13 protein-coding genes are annotated in these 13,232 nt (G+C 54.5%); 3 read left to right on the top strand and 10 right to left on the bottom strand.

Annotated features, from left to right (window positions below):
- Positions 1-186: 186 nt before the first annotated feature.
- Positions 187-858, top strand: coding sequence for a heavy metal response regulator transcription factor (locus tag INT32_RS07365; RefSeq protein ID WP_193088089.1), 672 nt, complete (start codon positions 187-189; stop codon positions 856-858).
- On the top strand, positions 858-2,264 hold the full coding sequence (locus tag INT32_RS07360; protein ID WP_193088088.1) for a heavy metal sensor histidine kinase: 1,407 nt from the start codon (positions 858-860) through the stop codon (positions 2,262-2,264). The genes INT32_RS07365 and INT32_RS07360 overlap by 1 nt, the downstream gene beginning before the upstream one ends.
- Positions 2,265-2,457: 193 nt before the next feature.
- Here the strand turns inward: INT32_RS07360 and INT32_RS07355 are convergent, their stop codons facing one another.
- Positions 2,458-3,282 carry an SDR family oxidoreductase gene (locus INT32_RS07355; RefSeq protein WP_193088087.1) on the bottom strand — a complete coding sequence of 275 codons (825 nt, stop codon included), beginning with the start codon at positions 3,280-3,282 and terminating at the stop codon, positions 2,458-2,460.
- Between the two features lie 364 nt (positions 3,283-3,646).
- Between INT32_RS07355 and INT32_RS07350 the strand changes: the two genes are divergently transcribed.
- Positions 3,647-4,339 carry a TetR/AcrR family transcriptional regulator gene (locus INT32_RS07350; protein ID WP_193088086.1) on the top strand — a complete coding sequence of 231 codons (693 nt, stop codon included), beginning with the start codon at positions 3,647-3,649 and terminating at the stop codon, positions 4,337-4,339.
- Positions 4,340-4,398: 59 nt separating this feature from the next.
- On the opposite strand, the gene INT32_RS07345 is transcribed toward INT32_RS07350, so the two are convergent.
- From INT32_RS07345 to INT32_RS07305, 9 genes are all read right to left on the bottom strand, one after another.
- Positions 4,399-5,034 (bottom strand): N-carbamoylsarcosine amidohydrolase, encoded by a 636-nt coding sequence (locus INT32_RS07345; RefSeq protein ID WP_193088085.1) that lies wholly within the window; start codon positions 5,032-5,034, stop codon positions 4,399-4,401.
- Positions 5,034-6,092, bottom strand: a complete 1,059-nt coding sequence (locus tag INT32_RS07340) for a 2,5-dihydroxypyridine 5,6-dioxygenase (protein ID WP_193088084.1) — start codon at positions 6,090-6,092, stop codon at positions 5,034-5,036. The genes INT32_RS07345 and INT32_RS07340 overlap by 1 nt, the downstream gene beginning before the upstream one ends.
- 37 nt (positions 6,093-6,129) lie before the next feature.
- On the bottom strand, positions 6,130-6,960 hold the full coding sequence (locus INT32_RS07335; protein ID WP_193088083.1) for an alpha/beta fold hydrolase: 831 nt from the start codon (positions 6,958-6,960) through the stop codon (positions 6,130-6,132).
- Positions 6,961-7,081: 121 nt separating this feature from the next.
- Positions 7,082-8,311: an FAD-dependent monooxygenase gene (locus tag INT32_RS07330; RefSeq protein ID WP_193088082.1), complete on the bottom strand. Its 1,230-nt coding sequence runs from the start codon at positions 8,309-8,311 to the stop codon at positions 7,082-7,084.
- 109 nt (positions 8,312-8,420) lie between these two features.
- Positions 8,421-9,125: an ABC transporter ATP-binding protein gene (locus INT32_RS07325; RefSeq protein ID WP_193088272.1), complete on the bottom strand. Its 705-nt coding sequence runs from the start codon at positions 9,123-9,125 to the stop codon at positions 8,421-8,423.
- A 59-nt stretch (positions 9,126-9,184) separates the two neighbouring features.
- Complete coding sequence (locus INT32_RS07320) at positions 9,185-9,994, bottom strand: ABC transporter ATP-binding protein (protein ID WP_193088081.1); 810 nt, start codon at positions 9,992-9,994, stop codon at positions 9,185-9,187.
- Positions 9,991-10,986 (bottom strand): branched-chain amino acid ABC transporter permease, encoded by a 996-nt coding sequence (locus INT32_RS07315; RefSeq protein ID WP_193088080.1) that lies wholly within the window; start codon positions 10,984-10,986, stop codon positions 9,991-9,993. The genes INT32_RS07320 and INT32_RS07315 overlap by 4 nt, the downstream gene beginning before the upstream one ends.
- Entirely contained in the window at positions 10,983-11,855 is an 873-nt protein-coding gene (locus INT32_RS07310; RefSeq protein ID WP_193088079.1) for a branched-chain amino acid ABC transporter permease, read from the bottom strand. Before INT32_RS07310 ends, INT32_RS07315 begins: the two co-directional genes overlap by 4 nt.
- 32 nt (positions 11,856-11,887) lie before the next feature.
- Positions 11,888-13,024 (bottom strand): penicillin-binding protein activator, encoded by a 1,137-nt coding sequence (locus INT32_RS07305; RefSeq protein ID WP_193088078.1) that lies wholly within the window; start codon positions 13,022-13,024, stop codon positions 11,888-11,890.
- Positions 13,025-13,232 lie beyond the last annotated feature (208 nt).

The raw sequence follows: 13,232 nt of genomic DNA, 5'->3' as shown, positions 1-13,232 counted from the left end.
TCCTTAATCATTAGGGGTTTCAAAGCAGGCGTCGGCCTTGCAATATCATCGTTGTGATAGCCAAAGCCTTCAGATGCATCGTAACGATCGGCTCCTGTCAGCAACATGGCTTTTTGATGACATTTTTGTCATGAACCGCTTAAGATAACGTGGTACGATTTTCTGCCCAATCCCGTGGAACCGACCGTGACTATTCTCGTTATTGAAGACGACTCAAAAACCGGTGATTACCTCAGAAAAGGCCTGCTTGAATCGGGCTATGCCGTCGATCTCGCCCGCAATGGCCTGGACGGCTTGCATCTGGCCCAGACACAGAACTATGATCTGGTCATTCTGGATGTGATGCTGCCCGGCAAAGACGGCTGGCAAGTCATGCGCGAGCTGCGGCGCGAGCGCGATGTGCCCGTTATATTCCTGACCGCCCGCGACCAGGTACATGACCGGATTCACGGCCTGCAACTTGGCGCCGACGATTATCTGGTCAAACCGTTTTCATTTACCGAACTGGTCCTGCGCGTTCGTACGCTGTTGCGGCGTGGCGTCGTGCGTGATTCTGAAGTATTTCAATTGGCGGATCTGCAACTGGATCCCTTGCGGCACAAGGTGACCCGCCAGGGCATCAATATCGTTCTGACCAATAAGGAATTCATGCTTTTGCATTTGCTGATCCGACGACAAGGCGAGGCGTTGTCACGCAGTGATATTGCCTCGCAGGTTTGGGATATGAATTTCGATAGCGATACCAATGTGGTCGATGTCGCCATCAAGCGGCTGCGCGCAAAGATTGACGCCCCATTCGATCGCAAGCTGATCCATACCGTGCGCAGCGTCGGCTATATGTTTTCGGAAGAACCCTGATGCCCGGCAAGCCCCGTTCGCTGGCCATCTGGGCTACGCTGTCGTTTGCGGTGATTTCATGCCTGATTGTCTCTGCACTCGGATTCTATCTCTATTCCTCTGCAAGACAGGCACTGGAAGTACGCGCCGACTACACACTGATCGGCCGCGTTGAACGCTTCCGCACCCTATTGCATGACTTGTACAATGTGCGCCAAATGGAGGAGCGCCCGGCAATTTTTGAAAGCATGCTGGGCAACGAAAAGGACGTACGGATCTTCCAGCGCGAAAACGGCACCCCGTTTATTGTCGTCAACCCTGATCGCATGACGCCCCCAGCCATGACGCCGGTGCCTGTCGGCCAGCGGCTGACCATCAACGCGCTGCATGCCGGAGAACGCGCCGACGGCATCAGGGTGCGCTGGGTATCGGCGCTGGCCGACATTGGCGATCAGGGCGGTACGGTGCGAATCACGGCAGCCTATGTCATGACTCAGGAAGCAGGCCTGCTGCATGATTATCTGCTGCGCGTGATCGGCGCCATTGTACTGGCCGTGCTGCTTACCACACTGCTGGGCTATCTTCTACTCAGGCGGGGTTTGCTGTCTTTGACCAGGATGAGCCAGCTTGCAGCACAGATCACACCATCACAATTGACATTACGCTTTCCCGATACGGGCGTGCCCAGCGAACTGCATCAGCTTGCGATTGCTTTTAATGCGATGCTCGATAGACTCCAGGGTGGCTTTGAACATCTGTCTCAGTTCTCAGCCGACCTGGCGCACGAGTTGCGGACACCGGTAAACATCCTGATGGGGCAGACGCAGGTCGCGTTGGGAAGAGCTCGGACAAAAGAAGAATATGAACAGTTGCTGGAGTCCAATCTGGAGGAACTCGATCGTATTGCGCATATCATCGAGAACATTCTATTCCTGTCTCGCGCTGATCACGCCACGATAGCCATCGAACGCGCGCCACTGGCCCTGGCCAGGGAACTGCACAAGATAGCCGAGTACTTTGAAGGGCCCGCTCAGGAGCGGGGCATGCAGCTGCACGTCAGTGCCGATGGCGCCGTGCTGGCCAACACCGTCATGTGGCGTCGCGCCGTCAACAATCTTGTGATCAACGCCATACGCTATGGCAGGCCCGGCACGCCCATACAGCTATCTGCGCATGCTGACCAGTCAGGCTGCACGGTGACGATCGAGAATACGGGCGAACCGGTATCCCAGATCCAGGCCGAGCGCATGTTCGACCGCTTTTATCGTGGTGATCAATCGCGCAATGAATATACCGAATCGAACGGCCTGGGTCTTGCGCTGGTCAAAGCCATCATGGCCCTGCATGGTGGCACCGCAACGGTGCTCGCCATGCCAGATGGACAGATACGCTTCGCACTGCAGTTTCCTGCATTGTCACAAACGTGATTCGATTGCGAGAACTGCACCGGCGGTGCATACCCGACTGCAGGACCTCGTCAGGATACGGCGAGCAGATATTGTGTCGCAGTAACGCCAGCGCCGTGCGGCCGTCGATAGCATAAAGCCGACACAACGACACCAGACAATTGCATGAAGTGACTTGCCGCCGAACCTGTGCCCCCCCGCAGGAGGCATCCCGTTAGAACGTGCCGCTGTACATACCACCGTCAATCAGCATGTTCTGGCCCGTGATATAACCGGCTTGCTGGCTGCACAAAAAGGCGCACAGGGCGCCGAATTCGTCAGGGTGGCCAAAACGCTTGGCTGGTACGACGGCCTGCTGGGCCTGTCTGATCGTGTCCATGTCCTTGCCTGATTTGGCAGCCGTCACTTTGATGTTGCCTTTCAGGCGATCTGTCGCAAATTTCCCGGGCAGAATATTGTTAATGGTCACGCCCTTTTCCGCGATGCTCGAGCGCGCTACACCGGCAACAAATCCTGTGAGGCCCGAGCGTGCACCGTTGGACAGCCCCAGAATATCAATGGGTGCTTTCACGGCGCTTGAAGTGATATTGACGATACGCCCGAAGCCGCGTGATGCCATACCATCGACGGTGGCCCTGATCAGTTCGATTGGTGTCAGCATATTGGCGTCAATCGCCTTTATCCATGCGTCACGCTCCCATTCACGAAAGTCGCCCGGCGGAGGTCCACCTGCATTGGTAACCACAATATCGAAATCCTTGCCAGGACCGCCTGCGGCACCGAATACCGCCTCGCGTCCTTCGACAGTTGTGATATCGCAGGCAATGGAAATAACTTTTGCCGCAGCAAACCCATCGCGTTTAGCCGCGGTATCGGCCAGAGCAGCCAATTCACTTGCTGCGGCTTGCAGCACCTCGGCGCGCCTTGCATTAATGACCACATTGACGCCGTTATCCACCAGCGCCTTGGCGCATCCAAAACCCAGCCCTTTGCTGGCGCCACAAACCAGGGCCCACTTGCCCGCTATTTCCAGATTCATACCTGCTTCCTTTTCATGCTATTGATATCATTTACGTTATTCAATCTGCACAGGGCAAAAGCGACAGATGTGCAGAGCATGGGAAATCATAAACGAAATAGGCGATCAATACTTGCGTGGCCAGACAGGCCGTAAAGATGAGAAGATCTGGCGTCAAGCAACCATCGGTAACCTGGGCTTTCGACAAACGTAAGCGCCAACCGGCTGTCGTGACAACGCAACCGTGCGCGCACACCACTGGTGCGCTTTGATCTGAATTGTATTCACAGCCGATCAATTTATGATATTTTATGGTGCATGAGCTCGTTGGCGAGCCGATCCGGAACGAACAGGTACGAACCAATATTTAATTAATCGATCAATTATGAAAAAAACAGAGCAGCTTGCAAAAAAAACCTCAGTACGACGGCCCCGAAAAATCAATGGCCCCGGTCGTCCCGAAGGGGCGAGTGTTGTGCGGGACGAAATCCTGGATGCAGCCGAAGTCATCTTTTCAGACAAGGGTTATGCGGGGACGGCATTGCGAGAGATTGCCGACCAGGCAAATGTGACTCAGGCATTGATCAGCTATTATTTCGGTTCCAAATTCGGACTTTTCCAGGCCGTGTTTTTGCGCAGGAGCGAACTGGTCTCGCGGGAACGCCTGGAACGCCTTGAAGCGCTGGAAAGGCAGAAGACTCCTCAAGTTAAGGATATTGTAAGAACGTTTCTGGAGCCGGTGCTGTCGTTGCGAAGTACCTTCCAGGGGCGCGCATTTCTCCGGTTGCAGGCCAGGCTTCATACCGAGCCGTCAGAAATTTCCTACTCGCTTCGGTCCGAGGCCTATGGTGGTTCAACCCAGCGCTATGTTGCAGTACTGAGAAAAGCATTGCCCAAACTGAGTGAACTGGATGCCTGCTGGCGAGTAACCTTCATGATCGGCACCTATTTATATGCGTTTTCCGACACGCACAGGATGCAGGAAATGACGCCCAAAGGACTTTACGATGTCAATGATACGGACGAGTTGATCGACCAGGTAACCCGGTTCATGGTTGGCGGATTGGAGGCACAATAAAGCATCAGCGCTGGCTCTTGCGGTGGCCTTGGGTGGCCACCAACCAGCTAAGCCGCGCGTCAACTGCCCAGCACGGCCTGGCTGCAAAGTGCAAGCGCAGCCAGCCGGTCCATCACCATGGCATATTTCTGCTGCATATCAAACAAACTGGCGTCATGTGGCCCAATGGCGCGATCGCCCACACAATCGGCCACCACTAGCGGTGTGAAACCCATCGACATGGCATCCACAACGCTGGCACGTACGCAACCGCTGGTCACGCAGCCAGCCACCAGCAGCGTGCTCACGCCGCGCTGCGCAAGCCAGGCTGCCAGCATCGTCCCGAAAAACGCGGACGGGACCGTCTTGCGTACGACCAACTCACCTGCTTGCGGCTGCAGCTCGGGCACAATCGCACTGGCATGACTGTTTTCCCGAAGCGTTAGCATCCCTGGCACTTTACGACTGAAAACATTGTGATCCGCGCCATCATCCGCAAACACGATCCGGCTATGGGCGACAGGCCAGCCGCTGCGTCTTGCGTGTTGCAACAGCGGCTGTGTTGAAGCAATTGCATTTGCGATATTGCCACCGCCAAAAACCCCAGGGTCGGCAAATCCATTGACAAAGTCGACGATAAGCAGGCCAAAGGGCGGCGCCAGATCCACATCTGTACCAAAACCCTGGCGCTTGAACACCTGATTTTCCTCGCTCATTACGCGCTCTCCCGCTGCGTCAGCGTGGACTCAACCACCCTGCCATCGGCAACCACCTGCAGATCGTCCAGATAAACATTGCATCGCCTCATCGGCACATCAATATGGCACGCTGTCGTTCGGCTGCCGCCCGCCTCGTTGTTCGGGCCCAGAGAAAACAGAAAATTGCCGCTTACTGCACGGGCATCCATGCCTATGGTCGCCTCTCTGTCGTATAAGCCCAATGTGGACCAGTAGGCACGTTTCTGCAAACCCCATCCAATATGGGAAATGGCGTAGGCTTCAGGATCGGCAAACGATTCTATGTATTCCGATAGCATTTGCGCCTCAACCCCACCAGTTATGCCGGTCACAAACCCGTTTTTTACGGTCAGGGTGATTGTCTCGCCCACATAGGATTTCATTGGCAGCAGAATATCGCCTTTTGATAGCACGATGGTGCCCTGGGTTTCTCCCTCATTGGGCCAGGTAAAGGTAAAGCCGCTAGGCCAATGATCCCAACGACCCGGCGCATCGACAAAGCCATATTCAGATACGCAGGGGTACTGGCCCAGCGGACAGCGCAAATCGGTTCCTGCTGCAGATGTCACGCGCATTTGCCCAGCCTCTTTCAGTAATGCGGCGGCGGCCTGGGTCCGCACATAGTCTTCCTGGGTCGGCTCCATCCGCAAGAGAACCTCCGGCGGCTCCACGGCCAGCAGGATTTTACCGCCTCCTTGCAAAATGTCATGCTGTTCCGGTGAAAACAGCAGCGTCATCAGGTCCAGGACCAGGTCACTTGCCTTTAATGCGGCAATCGCCGGTTTATTGCCGGTAAGCGGCGTCGTGCCAAGATAGGCCAGCGGGTCTCGACTTAACGATTTTTCTGCGTTTACGGGTGGCAGATCCAGGCGGCTGACAATCGCGCCCAACATGGTCGCAGCGGTCAAGGCGCAGCGCAGTGTTTGCGGATGGGTATGATCACTGGTCAGCACAGTAACCGCATCCCCCTTTTTCAGATTTGATAATTTCAGTACATTGATCCACGCCTGGATCAGATCTGTATCGCGCACAGCCATAGTATCTCCCTGTTTCTGCCTTGTAAAATCACGTTCATCAATGGTCCAGAGGATGGCCCAAAAACCCCCCAAAAGCCCGATAAAAACCTGCTTCGTTATCCCAGGGAATCATATGGCCGGCGTCTTTAACCCGCAAGCACTGCATGGACGGCAATAGCTGCCGCAACTGTTCAACCTCGTTATCACGAATGACATCACCCCGCTCCGCTGTCATCAGTAGAACCGGGATATTGATCCGAGCCGCATCGACATGAATGTCATCCGTCTGAAATGCATGAAAGCTTGTCGTGATGGCACGCTCATTGCAGGTATGCAGCCATTGAGCGCGCAGCCGCAGTTGCTCTTCGGTCCAGGTCGGACAGTATTGGCGCATCTGCTCAACGCTTATTCCCCGCTGTGCCTGCCTGATCGAATCCACATACCAGGCAAGGTTTGCCGGATATGGGCGCCGGCCCGGGCCGGAAACCGGTGGGTCCACCGCGACCAAACGCGTCAGTCCTGCGGGCCGCTGTCCCGCCACGCGTATGCCAATACGCCCGCCCATGGAGTGCCCGACGATCGAGTACGTCGGCAGGTTCAGCCCCTGCACGAAGGCAATGACATCGGCTGCCATTGCATCAAGGCTGTAATCCAGCTCGTCATTGGCCTGACTCAACCCCCGGCCTCTAGCATCCAGCACGTAAGTGTCGAAATACCGTCCCAGCCGCTCTGCGACAAAACGCCATGTTTCAACCGGGCTGGTAATACCTGGAATCACGATTACCGGATCACGCTCAGCCCGGCCATCAGTCTGTCCGCCAAAACGCAGATAGTGCTGACGTATGTCATTGGCCCAAACGTGGGCGCCATAAAGATAAGTATTTGTCATCGAATTTGTTTCCTGGTGTTCATGGCAAAGTAAAAGCCTGCTCAGCATCGATCGCGTCGTTGCTGCACCCTCACATTTTTCACACAATTAACAACGCATTTGAATGTGTGCCGACGCATTCTCATGCAACCGTTTCCATCGTGCCGATACGCTCTTTGCAACGGGTCGCGTCGTATTCATAAACCCATTCGGCCTTGATGCCGACAGCGTTGGGATTTTCAGCCTGTTGCTTTTTGAGCGCCTCGTCACGTGCCCGTTGCTCTTCAGGCGAGGACAGATGGTACGTACGGCCGCGCTCGCGTGCTTCAAGCTGAACCCGTGCTGTACGTGCAAGCCGTTCGGCTTCATAGCACCTGAGGGCTGCTTCATGATCTGCCGGAAAGTGAGCAATCATCTCGGCCAGCACGAAAGCATCTTCCAGCGCCATGGCTGCACCCTGTGACAAAAAGGGCAGCATTGGATGCGCCGCGTCCCCAAGCAGCGTCACCCGGCCTTTGGCCCATTGCTTCATGGGATCCCGGTCAAAGAGTCCCCATTTGAAGGTTTGATCAGGATCGGTGCGCTCCAGCAGGTCGATGATGTTCTGATGCCAACCGTCATAGGCAGCCAGTAACTCTTCGCGCGTACTCGGCTCGGTCCACGACTCTGCAACCCAATCTGCACTTTCGTTGACCGCGACAATATTGACAGCGGCTCCTCCCTTGACGTAGTAAGTAACGATATGAGCCTTGGGACCAAACCAGAATGACGCATCCGGGCTCACAAAAGGCAATGGGTGTTGCTCTACCGGCACCAGTGCACGCCAGCACATATGGCCGGTAAAGCTGGCCTGATCCTTGCCCCAGAGCGAATCGCGCACGGCCGAATGAATGCCGTCGGCCCCCACGATAATATCGGCCTCAAAAGTCGAACCATCATCAAAGTGTGCCGTGGCAGAGTCGGCATTCTGCGTGATACCGATGCAGGTCGTGTTGAATGTCACGTGATCCGAGGCAATGTCCTGGCACAAAATGGCATGCAAGTCCGCACGATGTACATGATGAAAATCGGCTCCGAAATTGTCCCGACACATCTGCTGTAAAGGGGTGCGAAACAGCTCACGTGCATCATCCCAGTTGCGCCCCACCATGGCCTTGGGCAAAAACCCGATCTGGTCAAGGTCCGTCTGCAATCCCAGCGCTCTGAGTACTTTGACCGCGTTCGGCGTCATCTGCACGCCGGCGCCAATTTCGCCAAAGGCAGGCGCGCGCTCAAAAACGCATGCCTCTATACCGTGCTGCTGCAAGGCGCGGGCCAGTGCTGCGCCACCAATACCGCCCCCGATGATTCCTACTTTCAAAGTTTTCGACATACATTCCACTCCAGTTTCAACAACATGTGTAATTGACTACACATTATTTATTAAATAACTAATTAATTAATTTAAAAGATGCGGCACTGCCCGCCACATGCCTGATTGGTCAGGCTCCCAAATATGCGCTCAGCAGCTCAGGATCGTCCAACAGGCCCGCCGCTTCCCTTTCGGCAACCACTTTTCCGGTTTCGTATACATAAGCACGTGTAGAGACCGACAGCGCGTTATACACATTCTGCTCAACCAGGACAACGGTCACTCCATGCGTGTTGATTTCTTTGACAAACTCAAAGACCTCCTCAGCCATGCGCGGACTCAACCCAAGACTGGGTTCATCCAATAGCAACAGTGAGGGCTCCGACATCAAGGCGCGGCCGATTGCCAGCATCTGCTGTTCGCCCCCGCTAAGCGTGCCTGCCAGTTGGCGATGTCTTTCCTTGAGGCGGGAAAATCGGTCATACACCAACGCAACGCGCCGCTCCACTTCTGCCTCTTTTTTACACAGATATGCACCCAAAGTCAGGTTTTCGTATACCGTCATGGTCGGCCAAATATGGCGTTCCTCAGGCGACTGGGCGATGCCTCGGGCGACGATGCGGTCGGCAGAAACACCGGCTATATTATTTCCCTGGTAAATAATCTGCCCTTGCGTGGGCTTGAGCAGCCCGGAAATCGCCCGCAACGTTGTGCTTTTCCCGGCGCCGTTGGCACCGATCAGGGCAATAACCTCTCCCTGTTGAACCATCAGATCGACCCCATGCAATGCCTGGGTCTTTCCGTAGCTGACGTGCAGGTTCCGGATCTCAAGCATCGGGTTTGCCGGTGCACACTTATTATCCAGATCAGACGTCTGTGGCAGCGTGACTGCATTCATGATCGTTCCTTTGCGCTTGCGCCCAGATAGGCTTCCACCACTTTCGCGTTTTTCTGCACCTGCTCCGGTGTTCCCTCGGCCAGCTTCTGACCGAAATGCATGACAACCACACGATCGGATACGCTCATGACCAGCCCCATGTTGTGTTCGACGATCAGAATAGATTCGACCAGATCGCCAATCAATTTTCTTAGCACATTGCCGAACTCCCGGGCCTCGTGGCTATTGAGGCCGGCAGCTGGCTCATCCAGCATCAGAATTCTGGGCTTCGCTGCTAATGCCAGCGCCACCTCCAGTAAACGCAATTCGCCGCAGGACAGCTGGGCTGCAGGTACGTTCATGTGCCGCGACAACCCAATCGTATTGACGATGCGCGCTGCACTGTCGCGGATTGCTGCTTCCGTCTGACGTACCTTTGCTGTAGGAAAAAACGTTTTCCACACCGGCTGGCGTGCCTCCATGTAGTGGCCAGTCAGCACGTTCTCAAATACTGAAAGTGTTTTCAGGATATTGGTTTTCTGAAAGCTGCGTACAATGCCTCGGCGCGCCATGCTATATGGCTTTTCACCGGTTACCTCCTGTTCATCAAAGTGAACCGTCCCGGAGGTTGGAGCATAAAAGCCAGTGATCAGATTGAAACATGTCGTTTTGCCGGCGCCATTGGGTCCGATCAAGCCGACAATTTCTCCGCGATTCACATTGAAACTGATGTCCTTGACTGCATGTATACCGCCGAATGACTTGCACAACCCATTGACCTGCAGTACGCCGCTGGGCTGCCCGTTTTGCGCGTGCGTTTGCATCATGCCGATCTCCTTTTCGTACCACTTACAGGCATGCCCACCGGTGTTGCCTGGCACTGCGCCCGTTTTTCACGATGCCGCGTAACAAATCCCATGATTCCATTGGGCATGAATAGCACAATCGCAATAACGATCAGGCCGAACAATGACAATCGCAATTCCTGTGCTTCTCTAAGATACTCTTCAAGAAACGTGACCAGCAGCGCGCCCACCAATGGGCCGATCAGCGTACCCTTGCCACCGATGAGCACCATCGTGATCATGGTGACCATGAACGCAAACCGGAACATCTCCGGCCCTACAAATGAAATGTAATGCGCATAGAACCCCCCTGCAGTACCACTGAGGAAAGCGCCCAGCACCAGCGCCATCATGGAATAGTTCAGCGGACGAATGCCGATGGACTGCGCAACATACCTGTTTTCCCGGACAGCCACCGCAGCGCGCCCGGCATTGGAGTTCACAAAACGGTATGCCAGATATAAGGCAATCGCCAGCAGCAGCCACGCAATACCGTAATAAAAGTGTTTGCCGGCCAGATTGTCTATCTGTGCCAGAAACGCTGGCTGTGGCACCCCGGCAATGCCCATCGGCCCCTTTGTGACTGCGACCCAGTTGTTGGCAATCAGCCGCAATACTTCCGAAAATGATAGGGTAATGATGACGAAAAACGGCCCGTGCAATCGCAATGTGATGGCGCCGATAATTGTTCCCATGACAGCGGCGCACAACCCGGCAGCAGGGATCGTAGCCCACATTGGCCAGCCTGCCTGGGTCGAAAGCAGTGCTGCCGCATACGCTCCGGTCCCCAGAAATGCCGTATGTCCCAGGGAAAACTCACCAACATAGCCCACCACAAGGTTCAGACTTGTTGCCAATACCGCATAGAACATCACAATGATGGCCACATGCAGAATGTATTGATCGTTTATGACAAATGGCAGTACCGCTGCCAGCAGCATGAATGCCGTCAGGCAATTGCGTTGAATCTTCATGCTCTCTCCGCGCGTTTAACAAACAGTCCATAAGGGCGAAACAGCAGGGTCAGAATCACCAGTATGAAACCGATAATATCCACCCACCCTGTGGCAACGTAGCCGCCCCACAATGCTTCGGCAAGGCCCAGCAGCAAGCCGCCCACGATCGCGCCGGCAAAGCTGCCCATGCCCCCAAGAATGACGACCACAAAGGCTTTCATGCTTACCAATCCGCCGATGGACACCTGGGTGGAATAAATGGAGCCAAGCAGCATTCCCGCCATGGCGGCAATCACCGTTCCCATAGCAAACGTACCGGCATAGATACTGGCGGTACGGATCCCTACCAGTTTTGCAGCCATCGGGTCCTGAAACGTCGCCCGCATCGCACGGCCCAGCCGGGTTTTCTGGATAACCAGATACGTGACAATCATCAAAACGATACTGACCGCAACAGCAAACAGGCGTGCCTTGGTCAGCACGATCGGGCCAAGAAAGAGCGGGCCTCCAGCCATGGGTGATTCTATTTTCAGGGGCGCGGTGCCAACCAGAAGCAAGGCGGTATTGGCCAGGAAAATCGAAAGCCCGATAGTCAACAGAATCCCGGGCTCTTCACCCTGGTCGCGTATTCGCTCAATCAGGAATCGGTCAATCAACCAACCGAACGTGCCCAGTACAACTGCGACAAGCAGCAGGCCTGAAAAGAAATCAAGCCCCAGGCGTGTCGTAGCCCACCACCCCATAACGCCGCCGACCATGTACAATTCACCATGCGCAAAATTGACGACACGCATCAAACCCAGAATGAGTGTCAGACCCAGTGCAGACAATGCATAAAATGACCCGATCACCAGCCCGTTGGCGATAAACTGCGGTAACAACTCCATACCGGTTTCCTTATTTTGTTATCCCGAAATAATTACGGCTTCTCGGTACGAGCCTGAGTGACCACATGTGTCTTGCCTCCCTGGATTTGCACCAGTACGGTATCAAAGCCGTAGCCCTCGCCTTTTTCGGTGAACTGGAATCGTCCGTTAGGCGCTGCATAGTCCGTCTTGTATAGTGCATCACGTATTTTTTCTGGCTCATCGGAACCCGCGCGCTCGATCGCCTGCATCAGTATGTTCATGGCGTTGTAGCCTGACGCATCGTACTTACCCGGGAGCTGCTTGTACTCTTTCTGGTAGCTTTCGACAAACCCGGCATTGCGCTCGCCCTTCATATTGGAAACATAAGGTACCGCAGCATAAATGCCTTCCGATGCTTCGCCGGTCAAACCGATAAAATCGGCGGTCGCCCATGAGCCGACGCCAAACACTTTGGTTTCAATACCGAATTCTTTGAGCTGTTTGACCAGGATGGAGCCATCCTGCGTTTCGGCCGCCACGAATACACCGTCAGGTTTAAGTGCTCGCAGTTTGGTCAACAGCGTATAAAAATCGGTCGTTCCATGATCGAAGTATTCCTTCATGACAGATTTGACGCCCAACGCGTTCAGATCCTTTTCGAAATCTTCCACACCGCCGCGCCCCCAGTCATCATTGACGCCGATATATGCCACTGTTTTGAGTTGTAGATCGTCAGCCAGTATCTTGCTAAACGTCCTGGCCATCAATCTGTCGGTTTCTGCTGAGCGGAAAAAATATTTCATGCCTTTATCAGTCAGGTCTGCCTTGGAAGAGACGCCCGATAACAGCGGTATTTTGTATTTTTCGGCAACCGACATGACCGCGGCGGTGGCCGAGCTACAGAACGCCCCGGCAAGCACAGGCACTTTATTGCGCTGAATTAGCTTTTCCGCTGCATTGACCGAGTTTGCCGGCTGGCACTGGCCGTCCTCTATTTGCAATTGAACCTGGCGCTCCTTGATGCCGCCTTGCGCGTTGCGTTGCGCAACGGCAAGCTTGGCGCCTTTCACATAGGCCTGCCCGTTATAGGCAACCGAGCCGGTCAACGGCTGGATCACGCCGATCTTGATAGGCTCGGCAGGTTCCGCAGCAACCGCCGCACCGCTGACAAGCATTAATCCACTGATACATAATGTGAGATATTTCATAAAGCACTCCAACAATAATGGCTGGCGATTGCGCACAAACGCATTCCCGGATTCGATTCGAAGGGATCGGATGAATAAATAATTAAACACTCAATTAATTATTAAGGTACAACGAGCGCTATCACAGATGCAATAAGGGAAAACGTTAATAAATGTTTAGCCAGCTGGCGTACTGCCGCTTCCAGCATTCCTATGTGCGATATCAGGG

The sequence above is a fragment of the Advenella sp. FME57 genome, assembly GCF_014897675.1.
Classification (GTDB): Bacteria; Pseudomonadota; Gammaproteobacteria; order Burkholderiales; family Burkholderiaceae_B; genus Advenella.
This window is presented reverse-complemented; position numbering and strand designations above follow the sequence as displayed.

Bases quoted from the DNA above. Each gene is read 5' to 3' on its own strand.
- INT32_RS07360 (WP_193088088.1), top strand. From the start codon at position 858: ATGCCCGGCAAGCCCCGTTCGCTGGCCATCTGGGCTACGCTGTCGTTT.
- INT32_RS07355 (WP_193088087.1), bottom strand. From the start codon at position 3,282: ATGAATCTGGAAATAGCGGGCAAGTGGGCCCTGGTTTGTGGCGCCAGC.
- INT32_RS07350 (WP_193088086.1), top strand. From the start codon at position 3,647: ATGAAAAAAACAGAGCAGCTTGCAAAAAAAACCTCAGTACGACGGCCC.
- INT32_RS07345 (WP_193088085.1), bottom strand. From the start codon at position 5,034: ATGAGCGAGGAAAATCAGGTGTTCAAGCGCCAGGGTTTTGGTACAGAT.
- INT32_RS07340 (WP_193088084.1), bottom strand. From the start codon at position 6,092: ATGGCTGTGCGCGATACAGATCTGATCCAGGCGTGGATCAATGTACTG.
- INT32_RS07335 (WP_193088083.1), bottom strand. From the start codon at position 6,960: ATGACAAATACTTATCTTTATGGCGCCCACGTTTGGGCCAATGACATA.
- INT32_RS07330 (WP_193088082.1), bottom strand. From the start codon at position 8,311: ATGTCGAAAACTTTGAAAGTAGGAATCATCGGGGGCGGTATTGGTGGC.
- INT32_RS07325 (WP_193088272.1), bottom strand. From the start codon at position 9,125: ATGCTTGAGATCCGGAACCTGCACGTCAGCTACGGAAAGACCCAGGCA.
- INT32_RS07320 (WP_193088081.1), bottom strand. From the start codon at position 9,994: ATGATGCAAACGCACGCGCAAAACGGGCAGCCCAGCGGCGTACTGCAG.
- INT32_RS07315 (WP_193088080.1), bottom strand. From the start codon at position 10,986: ATGAAGATTCAACGCAATTGCCTGACGGCATTCATGCTGCTGGCAGCG.
- INT32_RS07310 (WP_193088079.1), bottom strand. From the start codon at position 11,855: ATGGAGTTGTTACCGCAGTTTATCGCCAACGGGCTGGTGATCGGGTCA.
- INT32_RS07305 (WP_193088078.1), bottom strand. From the start codon at position 13,024: ATGAAATATCTCACATTATGTATCAGTGGATTAATGCTTGTCAGCGGT.